The organism is Chlamydiota bacterium (assembly GCA_012729785.1).
Taxonomy (GTDB): domain Bacteria; phylum Auribacterota; class Tritonobacteria; order UBA1439; family UBA1439; genus UBA1439.
This window is the reverse complement of the sequence record JAAYCL010000042.1, coordinates 57,743-72,275: the sequence shown is the minus strand read 5'-3', so window position 1 is coordinate 72,275 and position 14,533 is coordinate 57,743. Positions and strand designations below refer to the sequence as shown.

General features: G+C 72.1%; 13 protein-coding genes. All 13 read right to left on the bottom strand.

Annotated elements, in window-relative coordinates; all coding sequences use genetic code 11:
• Positions 1 to 5 precede the first annotated feature (5 nt).
• On the bottom strand, positions 6 to 581 hold the full coding sequence (locus GXY35_10785; protein NLW95063.1) for a hypothetical protein: 576 nt from the start codon (positions 579 to 581) through the stop codon (positions 6 to 8).
• Positions 582 to 747: 166 nt separating this feature from the next.
• Positions 748 to 1,428, bottom strand: a complete 681-nt coding sequence (locus GXY35_10780) for a hypothetical protein (GenBank protein ID NLW95062.1) — start codon at positions 1,426 to 1,428, stop codon at positions 748 to 750.
• Between the two features lie 218 nt (positions 1,429 to 1,646).
• A complete protein-coding gene (gene ftsZ / locus GXY35_10775; GenBank protein ID NLW95061.1) occupies positions 1,647 to 2,783 on the bottom strand; it encodes a cell division protein FtsZ in 1,137 nt (378 codons plus the stop codon).
• A gap of 38 nt (positions 2,784 to 2,821) precedes the next feature.
• On the bottom strand, positions 2,822 to 4,060 hold the full coding sequence (gene ftsA / locus GXY35_10770) for a cell division protein FtsA (GenBank protein ID NLW95060.1): 1,239 nt from the start codon (positions 4,058 to 4,060) through the stop codon (positions 2,822 to 2,824).
• Positions 4,057 to 4,953, bottom strand: a complete 897-nt coding sequence (locus tag GXY35_10765) for an FtsQ-type POTRA domain-containing protein (GenBank protein ID NLW95059.1) — start codon at positions 4,951 to 4,953, stop codon at positions 4,057 to 4,059. Before GXY35_10765 ends, ftsA begins: the two co-directional genes overlap by 4 nt.
• A gap of 25 nt (positions 4,954 to 4,978) precedes the next feature.
• The gene (gene murB, locus GXY35_10760) at positions 4,979 to 5,887 is read right to left on the bottom strand and encodes a UDP-N-acetylmuramate dehydrogenase (protein ID NLW95058.1); all 909 of its coding nucleotides are present in this window, start codon (positions 5,885 to 5,887) and stop codon (positions 4,979 to 4,981) included.
• Positions 5,880 to 6,995 (bottom strand): undecaprenyldiphospho-muramoylpentapeptide beta-N-acetylglucosaminyltransferase, encoded by a 1,116-nt coding sequence (gene murG, locus GXY35_10755; GenBank protein ID NLW95057.1) that lies wholly within the window; start codon positions 6,993 to 6,995, stop codon positions 5,880 to 5,882. Before murG ends, murB begins: the two co-directional genes overlap by 8 nt.
• On the bottom strand, positions 6,992 to 8,128 hold the full coding sequence (gene ftsW / locus GXY35_10750) for a putative lipid II flippase FtsW (protein ID NLW95056.1): 1,137 nt from the start codon (positions 8,126 to 8,128) through the stop codon (positions 6,992 to 6,994). Before ftsW ends, murG begins: the two co-directional genes overlap by 4 nt.
• Positions 8,129 to 8,179: 51 nt before the next feature.
• Positions 8,180 to 9,028: a LysM peptidoglycan-binding domain-containing protein gene (locus GXY35_10745; GenBank protein ID NLW95055.1), complete on the bottom strand. Its 849-nt coding sequence runs from the start codon at positions 9,026 to 9,028 to the stop codon at positions 8,180 to 8,182.
• Positions 9,029 to 9,067: 39 nt separating this feature from the next.
• Positions 9,068 to 10,423 carry a UDP-N-acetylmuramoyl-L-alanine--D-glutamate ligase gene (murD, locus tag GXY35_10740; protein ID NLW95054.1) on the bottom strand — a complete coding sequence of 452 codons (1,356 nt, stop codon included), beginning with the start codon at positions 10,421 to 10,423 and terminating at the stop codon, positions 9,068 to 9,070.
• Between the two features lie 42 nt (positions 10,424 to 10,465).
• Positions 10,466 to 11,563, bottom strand: a complete 1,098-nt coding sequence (locus GXY35_10735) for a phospho-N-acetylmuramoyl-pentapeptide-transferase (protein NLW95053.1) — start codon at positions 11,561 to 11,563, stop codon at positions 10,466 to 10,468.
• Between the two features lie 24 nt (positions 11,564 to 11,587).
• Positions 11,588 to 13,057, bottom strand: coding sequence for a UDP-N-acetylmuramoyl-tripeptide--D-alanyl-D-alanine ligase (locus GXY35_10730; protein NLW95052.1), 1,470 nt, complete (start codon positions 13,055 to 13,057; stop codon positions 11,588 to 11,590).
• Positions 13,054 to 14,508 (bottom strand): UDP-N-acetylmuramoyl-L-alanyl-D-glutamate--2,6-diaminopimelate ligase, encoded by a 1,455-nt coding sequence (locus tag GXY35_10725; GenBank protein NLW95051.1) that lies wholly within the window; start codon positions 14,506 to 14,508, stop codon positions 13,054 to 13,056. Before GXY35_10725 ends, GXY35_10730 begins: the two co-directional genes overlap by 4 nt.
• Between the last annotated feature and the right edge of the window lie 25 nt (positions 14,509 to 14,533).

The window sequence follows — 14,533 nt, the reverse complement described above, 5'->3', positions numbered from 1 at the left end:
GACGGCTACTCGTCAAGAACGACCTTGCCCCACGGCCGCCAGAGCGCCGAGCGCTTCTCGGCGACCTCGACGCCGTCGTACTGGAGCGTGACGCGCCAGCTGGCGATATCCCCCTTCTCCAGGTTCTGCGCGCCGAGGTTCTTCCAGACATACTTGTGCCGCCCCACGGGGAGGTTCTCGTACACCCTCCGGGAGGAGTGGACCTCGACCTCCTTCGTGTACATATACTCGAAGACGACGGTCAGCGGCCTCGGCAGGGCCGCGTCGGGCCCCCGGGCCACGAAGGTGACGACGTACTCCTCGCCCTGCTTCTCGGGGGGGAGGAACCGCGCCTCGTAGCGCCACTTGTCGAGCCCCCCGAGGCCGGTGAACTTCCCGGAACCGCTGCTCCCCTCGGACTTGATGCCGCGGGCCTCCACGAGACGCGACTGTCCGTCGATGGCGAGCAGCTTGTCCTCGCGTTTCACCGAGGCGATATGAAAGCCGGTGGACGCGGACTTGTACGGGTGCAGCACCGCCGCGCACCCCGCGGCGCACGCCGCGGCCGCGGCGAGCGCGGCGACACGTCCCGCATAGCTCATTGTGAACCTCCTCCCGATGATCCAGACCGGTGCGACGGCGACAGTATAGCGCCACCGGCCGCCGCGTTCAACCGCGGAATCCCCGCGCGGCGGCTCCGCCGCGTCCCCCGGGGCCTTTCCCCCGGGAGCCGGGGCCCGTCGGCCCCCTCCCCTCTCCGCCTCCCCGTCAGCGCGCGGAGAGGGTCCCCGCCGCGCGCGCGAAACGGGCGTACGCCTCGGAGACGCTCCCGCGCATCGCGGAGGCGAGGTCCGCCAGGTCGAACGTATCGCAGATGAAGGTGAGCACGAGCCCGAGCACCAGGATGTTCATCAGGTAGATGACGGCGATCGAGAACAGGTAGCCGTTCTTCTTGACCTCCGTCTGCCCCTTGATCAGAACCGAGATGGTCAGGATGATGTGGAACGCCCAGGTGAAGCCGATCAGGAAGACGAACCCCTCGGTGAACCGCTGCGGCTCCCAGAACAGCTTCCCCGCGAAGTAGAGGGCGATGAGGAGGATGGTGTAGACGGGGAAGAAGTACGGGGAGAGCGCGATGAGGAAGTTCCCTTTCGTCCCCTCCACCCTCCCCCCTTTCGAGGAGGCGGAAAAGGCGGTCACCTCGCCGCGGAAGAGGAGTATCCAGAAGGCGTGGGTGAGCTCGTGCCCGAAGACGTACGACTTTATCGGCTGTTGAAAGATGGCGAAGATCAGGACGAAGACGCCGAAGCCGGCGAGAAACCAGACCTGGGAACTGATCGGCCCCAGGAGGTCTCGGTAGAGGGCCACCGTGGCCCCGGCGCAGGCGGGGATGAGCAGGAGGCCCGCGATGAACTTGGCGACCCGCAGAAGGAACTGGAGCAGCCGCATCGTCCGCCTCCCCCCGTGCGGCACAGACTATACCCTATCCCGCCCCCCCCGTTCAACCGCGGAGTGCGCGCAGCGGCGCTGCGCCCGGGTCCGGCCACCTTCGGTTTTCAGGGCTCCTGTGGGCCCCGTGCAATGAAGATCAGGGCGGCCGACCGTCCAGAGGCGAGTGTGGGTAACTGGCCGGCGGTCGCCCCGAATCGTCTTCCGCAGGCGGCGGATCACCCCGCCGCGGCGCCGACGCGCACCCCCTTGCGCATGAAGGTCGGGATGTCGAGGTTCTCCCCTTCGAATATCGTGGGCTCCGTCTGCTCGAAATGCTCGTAGCTGTTGAAATCCAGGTCGATCATCGTCTGCAGCGGGACGGGCGCGGCGATTGTTTCCTCCGTGTGCCCGGCCTCCGCCATCCCCGTTCCGTCGCGGCTCGTCGCCAGCACCGTCACCAGGCGCCTGCCCCGGAACTCCGCATCGACCACGGCGCCGAAGATCACGTGCGCGTTCCCGTCGCCCATCCCGCTGACCGTCACCGCCGCCTCCCGGACCTCGCCTAGGCCGAGGTCGTCGCCGCCCATCACGCTTATGAGCAGCCCGCGCGCGCGGGAGAGCGCTTCCCGGTCGAAGAGCGGGTTCTCCAGCGCACGGCGCGCCGCCTCGACGGCGCCCCCCTCCCCGGCGCCCGTCCCGAAACCGAGCGCGGCACGCCCCCCGCCGCATAGGATCGTCCTGACGTCGGCGAAGTCGAGGTTGATGAGCCCGGTCCTGGTGATGAGCCGCACGATGCACCCGACCCCTTCCGCGAGGATGTCGTTGGTGAAGGCGAACGCATCCACCATCGAGCTGGCCGGGTCGGCGCCCTGGAAGAGCCGGTCGTTCGGCGCCACGATCACCGTGTCGGCGACCTCGTCGACGAGCCGAAGCCCCTCCATCGCCTGCGCCTTCCTCTTCTGCCCTTCGAAGTCGAACGGCGTGGTGGCGATCACCACGGTGAGTATCCCGCGATCGCGGGCCATCTGCGCCACCACGGGGCAGACCCCCGTTCCCGTCCCGCCGCCGAACCCCGCCACGACGAACAGGAGGTCGCACCCGTCGATCGCCGCCTCGAGCGCGGAGGTCGAGTCCAGCGCCGCCCGCCGCCCGACCTCCGGATTCCCTCCCGCGCCGAGTCCGCGGGTGATCTGTTCCCCGATCTGGATCTTCTGCGGAGCGCTTGACCGTTCCAGTGCCTGGCGGTCGGTGTTGACCGCCACGCAGTCGATCCGTTCGCCGTCCGTCCCGAGCATCCGGTCGAGGGCGTTGGAGCCCGCCCCGCCGACCCCCAGCACCCTGATCTGCACCTGGCGTCCTTCCTTTGAATCCATCGATCTTCCCTCCTTGCACCCGTGACGGGGACGGAAGGTCAGAAACGCTTCCCCACCCACTCCCGCAGCCGGTCCGCGGCGCGCGACAGACGGCCCCGCCGCCTGAACCGGGAGACCCTCCCCTCGTTCCTCATCCGCTGCCCGTACAGGGCGAGGCCGGTCCCGGTCGCGAAGACGGGGTTGTCCAGCGCCTCCGAGATGCCCGAGATTCCGGCCGGTCTCCCGATCCGCACCGGGAGGTCGAAGATCCTCGCCGCGAGTTCGACAGCCCCGTCGCCGAGCGCGCCGCCGCCCGTGAGCACCACCCCCGCGGCCATCATCCGGCGCAGCCCCGACCGGTCCGCCTGGCGCCTGACGAGCGTGAGGATCTCGGTCATCCTGCTCTCGATCACCCGCGCGAGGTCCCGCCGCCCGAAACGGAACGCGTCCCGGCCCGGCGACGGCGGCACCTCGATCTCCTCCCCCGCCTCCGCGCGCTCCTCCGCCATGCTGCCCCATGTCACCTTGGCCTCCTCAGCGAGCGTGATCGGCACCCTGAGCGCGACCGAGATGTCGTTGGTGACGTGGTCGCCGCCGACGGCGAGCACCCCCGACCGGCGGATGCAGCCGCGGTGGAACGCGGCGAAGCCGGTCGTCCCTCCCCCGAGCCCGACGAGCAGCACGCCGGAGTTCTTCTCGTCCTCGCCGAGGACCGCGATGCTCTCGGCGAGCGACTGGAGGACGATATCCTCCACCTCGAACCCCGCCTTGTTGACGGCCTTGACGATGTTCTGCGCGGCCGTGATGGTTCCGGTGACGATGTGCGCCTCCGCCTCGAGGCGGACCCCCGCCATCCCCTCCGGCTCCCATATCCCCGCCTGCCCGTCGACGGTGAACTCCTGGGGGATCGTGTGGAGGATCTCCCGGTCGGCCGAGAGCGAGACGGCGCGCGCCGCCGCGATCGCGCGATCCACGTCCTTGCGGCCTATCTCCCCCCCCTCGCCGATCGCCGCGACGCCGCGGCTGTTGAACGACCTGACGTGCCCCCCGGTGATCCCGGCGAAGACCGAGTGGATCTCCACATTCGCCATCTTCTCGGCGTCCTCGACGGAGCGGGTGATCGATTCGACGGCCCCGTCCAGGTTCGTCACCAGCCCCTTGCGGAGCCCCCGCGCCGCGGCGTGGCCGAGGCCGATGACCCGGAGCGACCGCGTCTCGCGGTCCAGCTCCGCCACGACGGTCCGCACCGCGGTCGTGCCGACGTCGAGACCGATGACGAGGTTCGCGCCGGCCGTCATTCCGCCCCTCCCCGCGACGAACGCACCGAGGCCACGTCCCGCCGCAGCGGCATCTCGGCGACGTCCTTCCAGCGCAGATCGAGATAGGAGGCCGGCCCCTCGATGCCGCGCAATCTCCGCTGCTTCAGCACGAACGACAGCAGCCGGAGCCGCTCGTCGAGGTCGTCGCCGCCCATCCGTATCTCCTGTATGGAACCGGACCGCAGCACCGTGTTCTCCGGGTCGCGCACGTCCACGCCCACAAGCTCGACCTGCCCGCCGAGCTCCGTTTCGCGGCAGGTCTTGACGACGTCGAGCGCCCGGCGGACGGCGGGGCTGCGCATGCGGTCGCCCGGCCGAAGCGCCTTGAATGACGGGCCGGTGACAAACGGAAGGGCGCGGCACGCCGCCGCCTTCTTCGGGGAGAGGACGAAGCCCTCCTCGTCGAGCACATAGCGCCCCCCCGCCTCCACCGCGGCGATCGGGGTGCGCTCGTAGACCCGCACCAGGATCCCCCCTGGGATCCTCCGGCTCACGACGGCGTCCCGTATATCGGGGTGCGCGCAGAGGCGCCGGCGGACCGCCTCGAGGTCCGCGGTGATCAGGTTGTCGCCGACCTGCACGCGGGAGATGGCGGCGATCTCCCGCTTCGAGAGCGTCTCCTCGTTGGCGACCTCGATCCACCGGACCGTGAAGCGCGGCGGCGTCTGGAACCGCTCTCGGACGCTCGCCGTGCCGAGGAGGCCGAGGGCCGCCGCCGCGGCGATCGCCGCGGCGAGCTTGGCCCGCCGCCACAGGGCGGCGCGGTCGTGCGCGGCGTGCTGCTCCCGCGCGCGCCGCCGGCGCGCCACGTCGACGTTGAAGACGATCGTGCGGCGACCCTTCCGCAGTTTGACGTTCCCCTTCTTCCTCATCCGCCTGATCCCCCCGTATCCCCCGTCATCCCTCCCCCTCCACGACCAGTTCCGGCACCAAAACCGTCCCCGTCGCCTCGCGGACCCTCTCCTCGATCAGGCCCATCAGGGACAGCACGTCGGCGGCCGTGGCGGAGCCGCGGTTCACGATCACGTTCGCGTGCCGCGCATGCACCGCGGCGCCGCCCTCCCGGGCCCCCTTCAGGCCGAGCCGCTCGATGAGCGCCCCTGCGGGCGGCCCGCCGGGCGGGTTCCTGAATACGCAGCCGGCGCTCGGCTCATCCGGGAGCCGCTCCGCCCGGCTCCGCAGGCGTGCCTCCGCCTCGGCGGCCAGGGCCGACGGGTCGCCCGGAACGAGCGCCAGGCCGACCTCCACGACGACCGCCCTGCGCGCCGCCCCGCACTCGCGGTAGCCGAAACCCATCGCCGTTCCCTCCACCCGGCGCGCCGCGCCCGAGGGATCGAGGAGGCGCGCCCATGCGACCCTGTCCCCGATCGCCGCGCCGCCCGCCCCCGCGTTCATCCGCACCGCGCCGCCCACCGTGCCCGGGATCCCGGCGAGGCGCTCGAGGCCGGCGAGGCCGCGCCGCAGCGCCCCCGCGACGAGCGTCTGGAGCCGGGCGCCTCCGCCCGACACCGCTTCGCGGCCGTCGAAACGCGTCTCCGCGAGTCGTCCGGCGAGCCGCGCCGCGACACCGCGAAAGCCGCCGTCCCGCACCAGGAGGTTCGTCCCCCCGCCGACCGCCAGGAACGGCGCCCCCCTCTCCGCGCAGAGGGAGAGAAGCTGCCGGAGCTCCTCCTCCGTCTCCGCCTCGACCCACGCCTCCGCGGCCCCGCCGATCCGCAGGCTCGTGTGCAGGGCGAGCGGTTCGTCGAAGCGGACCCGCGCCCCGAACAGCTCGCGGAGGCGTCCCTGGAGGGCGGCGTCACGCATCTCGTCTCCGGCCTCCCCTCCGCCGTCCCGCAACCCTCTCGACGATCTCCGCCACCCGCGCCGCGGCGTCCGGCCTCGCCGCGGCGCGCATGGCGCGCGACATCGCCTCCCTCTCCGCGCGGCTGCGCATGCACCCGATCACCAGTTCGGCCAGGCGCCCCGGCGTCAGATCGCGCTCCGGGAGCACCCGCACGCCGCCCGCCCTCTCGTAGAAGCGGGCGTTGGCCTCCTGGTGGTTCCCGGTCGCCCCCGGGAACGGCACCGCGATCGCCGGAAGCCCGGCCTGCGCGAGTTCGGCGAGCGTCATCGCCCCCGCGCGGCAGACGGCGATGTCCGCCGCGGCGTACGCCCGCTCCATCCCGCCGAGGTACGGCAGCACCGCGCCCGCCAGCCCCGCGAGGCGGTACGCCTCCCGCACTTCGCTGCATCCCTCCTCCCCCGCGAGGTGCAGCACCTGGATCCCCTCGCGCGTGAACGCCCCCGCCGCCCCCGCCGCCGCCCCGTTCAAGGCGCGCGCCCCCTGGCTCCCCCCCGTCACGAGGAGGGTGAACCGGTCGGGCGCGAGGCCGAGCAGCCGGCGCGACTCGTTCCGGTCGGCCCCGCGCAGGATCCCGGCGCGGAGCGGGGTGCCGGTGACCTCCCCCGGCGTTTCGCCTCGGCGTTCCCCCTGCGGCATCCCCAACGCGACCGCGTGCGCGACGCGCCTCAGCAGCCGGTTCGCCCTCCCCATCACCGCGTTCGCCTCGTGGATAACCAGGCCGAGCCCCAGGGCGCGCGCCGCCAAGGCGGGCGGCACCGACGCGTACGCCCCGAAACCGACCAGCACCTCGGTGTTTCGCTCCCGCATCAGCCGCCGCGCCGCCCGGTAGGCCCACAGCATCCGCGCCGCCGCGGGCAGGAGCCGGTGCGGCGCGGCGGACGCGACCGGGCACGCCGGCAGCTCCGCGAACGGGAACCCGCCGCCCTCCAGTATCCTCCGCTCGACGCCGCGCCGCGACACGAAGAAGAAGCAGTCATGCGCGCGGCCCGCCGCCGCGAGCGCCTCCGCGACGGCGATCGCCGGGTACAGGTGCCCGCCGGTCCCCCCCGCCGCGAAGGCGATCCTCATATGCGCATCGTCCTGTCGGAACGGCTCTCGAGATAGTGCGCCACCTGGTCCGTCCCCTCGTGCCTGCCGATGTTCATCAGCACCCCAAGGGAGAACAGGTTGAAGATCATGCTCGATCCGCCGAAGCTGATGAACGGGAGCGGCAACCCTTTCGTCGGCAGGCTCCCGGTCACCACCGCGATGTTGATCAGCGCCTGGAGGGTGAGCATCGAGACGATCCCGAGTGCCAGCAGGTGCCCGTACAGGTCGGGCGCCTTCGCGCACACCCGCATCCCGAAGACGAGCAGGCCCAAAAACAGCGTGACGACGGCGCCCGCCCCGAGGATGCCGAGCTCCTCCCCGATGATGGAGAAGATGAAATCCGTGTGCGCCGCGGGGAGGTAGTAGAACTTCTGTCGGCTCTGGGCGAGCCCGAGCCCCGCGACCCCGCCGGAGCCGAGGGCGATGAACGACTGGATGATCTGGAAACCGGTCCCCTCCGGGTCCGCCCACGGATTCACGAACGCCAGGATCCGCCTCCTCCGGTAGTCGGAACTGAAGACAAGCGCGTAGATCGCGGGCAGGGCGGCGAGGCAGAGCGGGAGGAGGAGGCGCATCCGCACCCCCGCCACGAACAGCAGTATGCCGATGACGAGCGCGCAGAGGATCGTCGTCCCCAGATCCGGCTGGAGCATGATCATGCAGAGCATCCCCCCGAAGAGGGCGAGCGGCAGCGCCAGCCCTTTCCAGAACAGGGCGATCTGGCGCTGTTTCCTCGCCATCACGTCCGCCATGTAGAGGACGACGGCGAGCTTGGCGAACTCGGACGGCTGGAAGTTGACCGGCCCCATCCTGATCCAGCGGCTCGCCCCCCCCGCCGTCCTCCCGACCCCGGGAACGAAGACAAGCGCGAGGAGGGCGATGCTGGCGAAGACCAGCGTGAGGCTGTGCGCGCGGAGCCGGTGGTAGTCGACGTTCATGGCCGCGGCGAAGGCGGCGAGGCCGATGAACACCCAGAGCGCCTGGCGCTTCAGGTAGTAGTACCCGTCCCCGAAGCGCTCCTGGGCGAAGATGGCGCTCGTGGAGTAGATCATCACGATGCCGATGCCCAAAAGCGCGATCACCGTGAAGAAGAGCAACGTCCGCTGGTTCACCGGTTGTTCCCTCTTCCGCCTGCCGTTGTCCGTTTCGCCCGCGCCGCCACGCTACCGGAGCGGTATCGTCAAAACCTGCCCCGCGCGTATCCTCCCCGCGTCCTTGATCTCATTGGCGGCGACGATCCGCTGCAACGGCACGCCGTGCATCCTGGCGATCGACGAGAGGGTCTCCCCCTTCTTCACCAGATGCCGCGTGACCGCCGCCGCGCCGGGGCGCGGCGCCGCCGGGGCGACGGCCCGCGCCGCGGGGCGTGGGGCGGGCCGCCGGATGACCGGCCCCCTCGCGGGCTCCGCGACGACGGCCGGCCGGGCGGTCTCGGTCACCGCGGCGGCCGCGGGCGCCGCGGCGGCCGCGGGCGCCGCCGCGCCCGCCGACGGCGCCGGCACGGAGAGCAGCCGGCCGGCCTTCAGCCGCGCGTCGGGGGGGAGGTTGTTGTGCGAGGCGAGCTCGGCGACGGTGAGCCCGTACCTGCGCGCGATCTTCCAGAGGCTCTCGCCGGGCGCGACCTTGTGCGTCGTCCCGGCGGGCGCCTCGGCGATCGTTTCTTTACCGGGCGCTTCCGCCTTCTCCGCCGCGGGCGGCGCCTCGACGAACGGCAGCGGGGTCGGGGGGGCGGCGGTCGCCGCCGCGGCCGCTTCCGGCTCCACGGCCTCTTCCCGCACGGCCGGGATCAGCTCCGGTTCGCGCGACACCAGCAGGTCCAACTCCTCCGCCATCCCCTTCGGTTCGAGGATGGACTCCGGCTCACCCTCCGGCGCGCGGATCTCCTGCACGGGCCCCGCCGCCATCAGCTTCGGCTCCTTCCTGTCGAAGGCGCAGCCGCCGCTCAGCGCCAGCACGACGAGCACGCACAGGTGCGCCGCGGCCACCACCGCCACCAGGGTTCTCCTGCTCATCCGGTCCTCCTTTCCCTCCGTCGTTTCAGCAGGCGGGGTTCAGGGGCGCAGTTGCCCGACGATCCGCTTGAACGCATCCCCCCGCTCCTCGTAGTTCTTGAACATATCGTAGCTCGCGCACGCCGGCGAGAGCAGCACCGTCTCCCCCGGTTCCGCCTGATCCGCCGCCGCCCGCACCGCCTCCTCGAGCGTTCCCGCGAGACGGATCGGCGCCGCGCCCGACAACGCGCGCGCCATCGTGTCGCGCGCCTCGCCGAAGAGCACGACCCCCTTGGCCGCGTGCCTGACCGCGGCGCGGAGCTGCGCGTAGTCGAACCCCTTGTCCCTCCCCCCGGCGATGAGCACCACCGGTTTCTTCGCCGACTCCAGCGCGCGGCGCACCGCGTCGGGGTTGGTCGCCTTCGAATCGTTCACGAAGAGGACGCCGTTTCGCGATCCGACCGGCTCCATCCGGTGCGGGAGGCCCTTGAATTCCCCCAACACCCGCCGGATCGACGCCGGGCGGGCCCCGGAGGCCGCCGCGGCCGCGGCCGCGGCGAGCGCATTCTCGAGGTCGTGCCCCCCGGCGAGGGGCAGCTCGTCCCTGCGGCAGACCGTCTCGCGCTTCCCCCCGGATACCAGGGTGAGCGCATCGCCGTCGAGGCACGCCCCCTCCGCGACGCGCCGCGCCGCGGAGAACTCCAGGATCCGCTGCCCCCTCCGCAGCCCCCGGCGCTCCCACGCCGGGCGCTCCTCCGCCTTCACGAGCGCCGAATCCCCCTCCCCCTGGTTGCGGAAGATCGCCGCCTTCGCCGCGCCGTACTCCTCGATGGTGCGGTAACGGTCGAGGTGGTCGTCGGAGAGGTTCAAGGCGACGGCGACCCGCGGCCTGAAGCGGCGCGACGCCTCGAGCTGGAACGAGCTCGCCTCGACCACGAAGATCCCCTCCTCCCCGTCGTTTCGCACGCAGTCGGAGAATGCCCGGCCGATGTTGCCGCAGGCGTCTGCGCGCCGCCCGTCCTCCCGCAGGATGCGCTCGATCAGGGTCACGACGGTGGTCTTGCCGTTGGTCCCCGTCACCGCGGTCACCGGCCTCCGGCAGAGGGCGAACGCGAGCTCGATCTCCGAGATCAGCTCGGTCCCGGCGTCCCGCAGCCGCCGCACCGCGGGCACCGAGGGGTCGATCCCCGGGCTCAGCACCGCGAGGGAGACGCCGCGGGAAAAGTCCGCGGTGTGCCCCCCGAACTCGACCCGGCACCCGATCTTCTCGAGCGCCGCGGCCCGGCGACGCACCTCGGGCCCCGCGCCGCCGTCGCTGCACCGCACCTGCGCCCCCTCGCGCACGAGGAGGCGCGCGGCGGCGGTCCCGCTCTCCCCGATCCCCAGCACCAGCACCTCCCGCCCTCGCAGCTCCATCCCCGTCCGCCCTCTCCGGTCCCGCCGCGCGCCGCGCGCGTCCTACTGCAGCTTCAACGCCCCGAGCCCGATCAGCCCGAAAACGAGCGCCAGGATCCAGAACCGGACCACGACCTTCGTCTCGGACCACCCCTTCATCTCGAAATGGTGGTGGATCGGCGCCATCCGGAAGATCCTTTTCCCAGTGAGCTTGAACGAGGCGACCTGGAGCATAACCGAGACGGCCTCCATCACGAAGACCCCGCCCACCAGCAGCAGGGCGAGTTCCCGCTTGATCAGGATGGCGACGATCCCGACGGCGCCGCCGAGGGCGAGCGACCCCGTATCGCCCATGAAGATATCGGCGGGGTGGGCGTTGTACCAGAGGAAGCCGAGCCCCGCGCCCACGATGGCCGCGCAGAAGACCGCCAGCTCCCCGCTCCCCGGGATGTGGCGGATCTGGAGGTAGGAGGCGAACTGCGCGTGGCCGGCCACGTAGCTCATCACCGCGTAGACGAGGGCCGCGCTGACCACGCAGCCGATCGCCAGCCCGTCGAGGCCGTCGGTGAGGTTCACCGCGTTGGAGCTCCCGGCGAGGATGAGCAGGGCGAAGACGATGTAGAGGAGGCCCAGATCCGTGACCACCGGCGTCTTGAGGAACGGCACGCTGATCTCGGCGGCGTACGGCGCCGTGACCGGGTGGTGGAGGAGATAGAATCCCACGAAGAGCCCGAGGACGACCTGTCCCGCGAGCTTGCGCTTGGCGCCCAATCCCTGCGGGCTTCGCCTGGCCACCTTCAAATAGTCGTCGATGAATCCGATCCCCCCGAGCCAGATGAGGGCGAAGAGGGCGAGGAGCACGAACCGGTTCAGGATGTCGGCCCAGAGGGCGCAGGAGACGAGCACCGCGAGGATGACGAGCGCCCCGCCCATGGTGGGCGTCCCCTCCTTGCCCTTGTGCTGCGCGAAGAGGGGGAACCAGTCGCGCCGGACGGGCTGGCCGATCTCGAGCTCGTGCAGCTTCCGTATCACCCACGGGCCGATGACGATGCTCAGCACCATCGCGGTCACGGCCGCCGCCACGGACCGGAAGGTGATGTACCGGATGACGTTGAAGCCGAAGAACCGCTCCCGCAGCGGGTACAGGATGTAGTACAGCATGCGTCCCTCACCGTCTCGTGCGCCTTACCGCCGCCACCCCTCCAGCATCTTCTCCAGACCCACCCGCCGCGACGCCTTGAGCAGCACGACGTCCCCCTCCCGCGCCATCGCCCGGAGGGCCTCCGCCGCCTCGCCGACGCCGGCGCAGCGGGCCACGGATGCGGCGGGCATCCCCGCCGCCGCCGCCGCGTCGGCGGCGGAGGCGCCGAGGGGCCCGACGGCGATCAGGGCGTCGATCCCCCGCTCCGCGGCGAGGGTCCCGATGCCGCGGTGCGCCTCCTCCGAGGCCGCTCCCAGCTCGAGCATCTCCCCGACCACCAGGATCCTCCTGCCGCTCGTTCGGGTCGCCGCGAGCGTCTCGACCGCCGCCCGCATCGAGGCGGGATTGGCGTTGTAGGCGTCGTTGATGAACGCCACCCCCCCGCGTGAGAGCGGCTCCATCCGCATCGGCGGCAGCCGCACCCCGCGCATCGCCGCCGCGATCTCCTCCGGTTCCATCCCCAGCACCTCGCAGACGGCGGCCGCCGCCAGGGCGTTGGAGACGTTGTGGAGCCCGAGGACCGGGAGCGTCGCGTCCAGCGCCCGCCCCGCGCGCATGAAGCGCATCCGGAACGACACCCCCCCCTCCACGGCGCGCACCGCCTCGCCCCGCACGTCCGCCCCCTCCCTGAGGCCGAAGGTCCTCACCGCGAGGCCGGCGCGCCCGCCCATCGCGGCAACCCGCGGATCGTCGAGGTTGAGCACCGCGGTCCTGCCGCGGCCGGGGGCCGCCATCGCATCGAGCAGCTCCGCCTTGGCGGCGGCGACGTTTTCGAGCGTCTCCAGGAACTCGAGGTGGGCGGGCCCGACGTTCGTCACGACCCCGACATCGGGCGCCGCGATCTCCGCGAGTCTGCGTATCTCCCCCCGCGCGTTCATCCCCAGCTCGAGGACCGCGAGGCTGTGCCACGCCTCGATCCTGAGGAGGGTCAGGGGCACGCCGACGAAGTTGTTGAACGTCCCCTCGCTCGCCAAAACCGAGAAACGGGAGGCGGCGATCGCGCGGATCATCTCCTTCGTCGTCGTCTTGCCGTTGGAGCCGGTCACCGCCACGAGCGGCAGTTCGAAGCGGCTCCGGTGCCGCTGCGCGATCCGCGCGAAGGCGTCGAGGGTGTCCGCCACCCTGATGAAGGCGATCCCGCGCGCGGCCGTGCGGGCCGGAACGTCCGGAGACGAGAAGACGACGGCGCGGCACCCTTTCCGGAGCGCCTCCGGGATATAGTCGTGCCCGTCGAACCGCACGCCCTTGAGGGCGATGAAGAGGCCGCCGGGCCGGGCGCGGCGGCTGTCGATGCACACCGCGCCGACCGCCCCCTCCGCCTCGCCCGCGGCGAGCGCCCCCCCCGTCGCCTCGAGCACCTCGTCGATGCGCATCGGTTCCATCCGGAGCTCGCTCCTCCCGATCAGGCCGCGCCACTCCGGCCGCCCCGCCCGCCTCTCCTCCCGCGTGATCACTCGCCCGGCCCCGCCAGTTCCGCGATGACGTCGCGGTCGCTGAACGGCACGACCGTGGACCCGATCTCCTGGGTGCGCTCGTGCCCCTTCCCCGCCACCAGCACCACGTCGCCCGCCCGCGCCCCCGCCAAAGCCGCCGCGATCGCCTCCCGCCGGTCCGGGATCGTGACCGGGCGTTTCCCCGTTTCCTCGAAGCCGCGCCTGATCTCCGCGATGATCTCGAGCGGGTCCTCGCCCCGCGGGTTGTCCGTGGTGATGATCGCGGCGTCCGCCAGCCGCGCGGCCGTTCGTCCCATCGGCCGGCGCTTCGATTGGTCGCGGTCGCCGCCGCAGCCGAAGACGACGATGAGGTTCCCCCCGCCCGCCCCGCGGGCGGCGGCGAGGGCGCACTCGAGCGCCTCGGCGGTGTGCGCGTAGTCTATGAAGACACGGAACGGGAGCTTCCCCCGCACCTCCTCGAGCCGTCCCGGCACCCGGTCCGCCCTCGAGAGGGCCTCCGCGGCCGCCTCCGCTTCGACCCCCGCCACCAGGGCGACGCCCGCCGCCGCGAGCGCATTGAGCACGTTGTGCCGGCCGATGAGCGGCAGGCGGACCGGCATCTGCCGCCCCTCGTACTCCATTTGGAACCCGCTGCCGCGCGGCCCGGTCTCGATCGCCCGCGCCGCGAGCGCCGCCCGCTCGCCGGTCCCATAGGCGATCACCGGCGCCGCGCTCCGCTCCGCGAGGAGGCGGCCGCGCGGGTCGTCGACGTTCACCACCGCGCGGCCGAGGCCGGGGGCGGCGAAGAGCGACGCCTTGGCCTCGAAGTAGCCGTCCGGGGAGCCGTGGTAGTCGAGGTGGTCGCGCCCGAGGTTGGTGAAGACCGCGGTGGCGAACCGCACGCAGTCGATCCGGCGCTGCGCGAGCGCGTGCGAGGAGACCTCCATGACCACCCCGTCGCACCCCTCCCGTTTCGCCTCCCGCAGCATCGCCTGGAGCGCCGGGGACTCCGGCGTCGTGCGTTCTGCGGGGATGGAGCGCTTCCCGAGGAGGTACTCCACGGTCCCGAGGAGGGCGGTCTTGTGTCCCGCCGCATCGAGGATCAAACGGGCGAGGTAGCAGACGGTCGTCTTCCCGTTCGTGCCGGTCACGCCGGTCACCGCGAGCTCGCGTGAAGGGCTTCCGTGAAACCGGTCCGCGATCCTCGCCAGCGCCGCCCGGCTGTCGGGGGCGATGACGAGCGGGACGCGCCCGTGGATGGGGATCTCCCGGTGCGCGAGCACCGCCGCCGCCCCCCGCCTCACCGCGTCCTCCACGAAGTCGCAGCCGTCCCTCCGGGCGCCGGGGAGGGCGGCGAAGAGGAACCCCTCCCGCACCGTCCGGGAATCGAGGCTCAGCCCCGCGATCTCCGCGTCGCGCCCCCCCCTGACCCGGCACTCCGGCACGGCGGCCAGCAGCTCGCCCAGCTTCACCTGTTCCGCCCCCTCCCCGTCGCCT

What these genes read in the sequence shown, in the direction of transcription:
- GXY35_10785 (NLW95063.1), bottom strand. Translation starts at nt 581, where the DNA reads ATGAGCTATGCGGGACGTGTCGCCGCGCTCGCCGCGGCCGCGGCGTGC.
- murG (NLW95057.1), bottom strand. Translation starts at nt 6,995, where the DNA reads ATGAGGATCGCCTTCGCGGCGGGGGGGACCGGCGGGCACCTGTACCCG.
- murD (NLW95054.1), bottom strand. Translation starts at nt 10,423, where the DNA reads ATGGAGCTGCGAGGGCGGGAGGTGCTGGTGCTGGGGATCGGGGAGAGC.
- GXY35_10765 (NLW95059.1), bottom strand. Translation starts at nt 4,953, where the DNA reads ATGAGGAAGAAGGGGAACGTCAAACTGCGGAAGGGTCGCCGCACGATC.
- ftsZ (NLW95061.1), bottom strand. Translation starts at nt 2,783, where the DNA reads ATGGATTCAAAGGAAGGACGCCAGGTGCAGATCAGGGTGCTGGGGGTC.
- ftsA (NLW95060.1), bottom strand. Translation starts at nt 4,060, where the DNA reads ATGACGGCCGGCGCGAACCTCGTCATCGGTCTCGACGTCGGCACGACC.
- GXY35_10780 (NLW95062.1), bottom strand. Translation starts at nt 1,428, where the DNA reads ATGCGGCTGCTCCAGTTCCTTCTGCGGGTCGCCAAGTTCATCGCGGGC.
- GXY35_10735 (NLW95053.1), bottom strand. Translation starts at nt 11,563, where the DNA reads ATGCTGTACTACATCCTGTACCCGCTGCGGGAGCGGTTCTTCGGCTTC.
- GXY35_10745 (NLW95055.1), bottom strand. Translation starts at nt 9,028, where the DNA reads ATGAGCAGGAGAACCCTGGTGGCGGTGGTGGCCGCGGCGCACCTGTGC.
- murB (NLW95058.1), bottom strand. Translation starts at nt 5,887, where the DNA reads ATGCGTGACGCCGCCCTCCAGGGACGCCTCCGCGAGCTGTTCGGGGCG.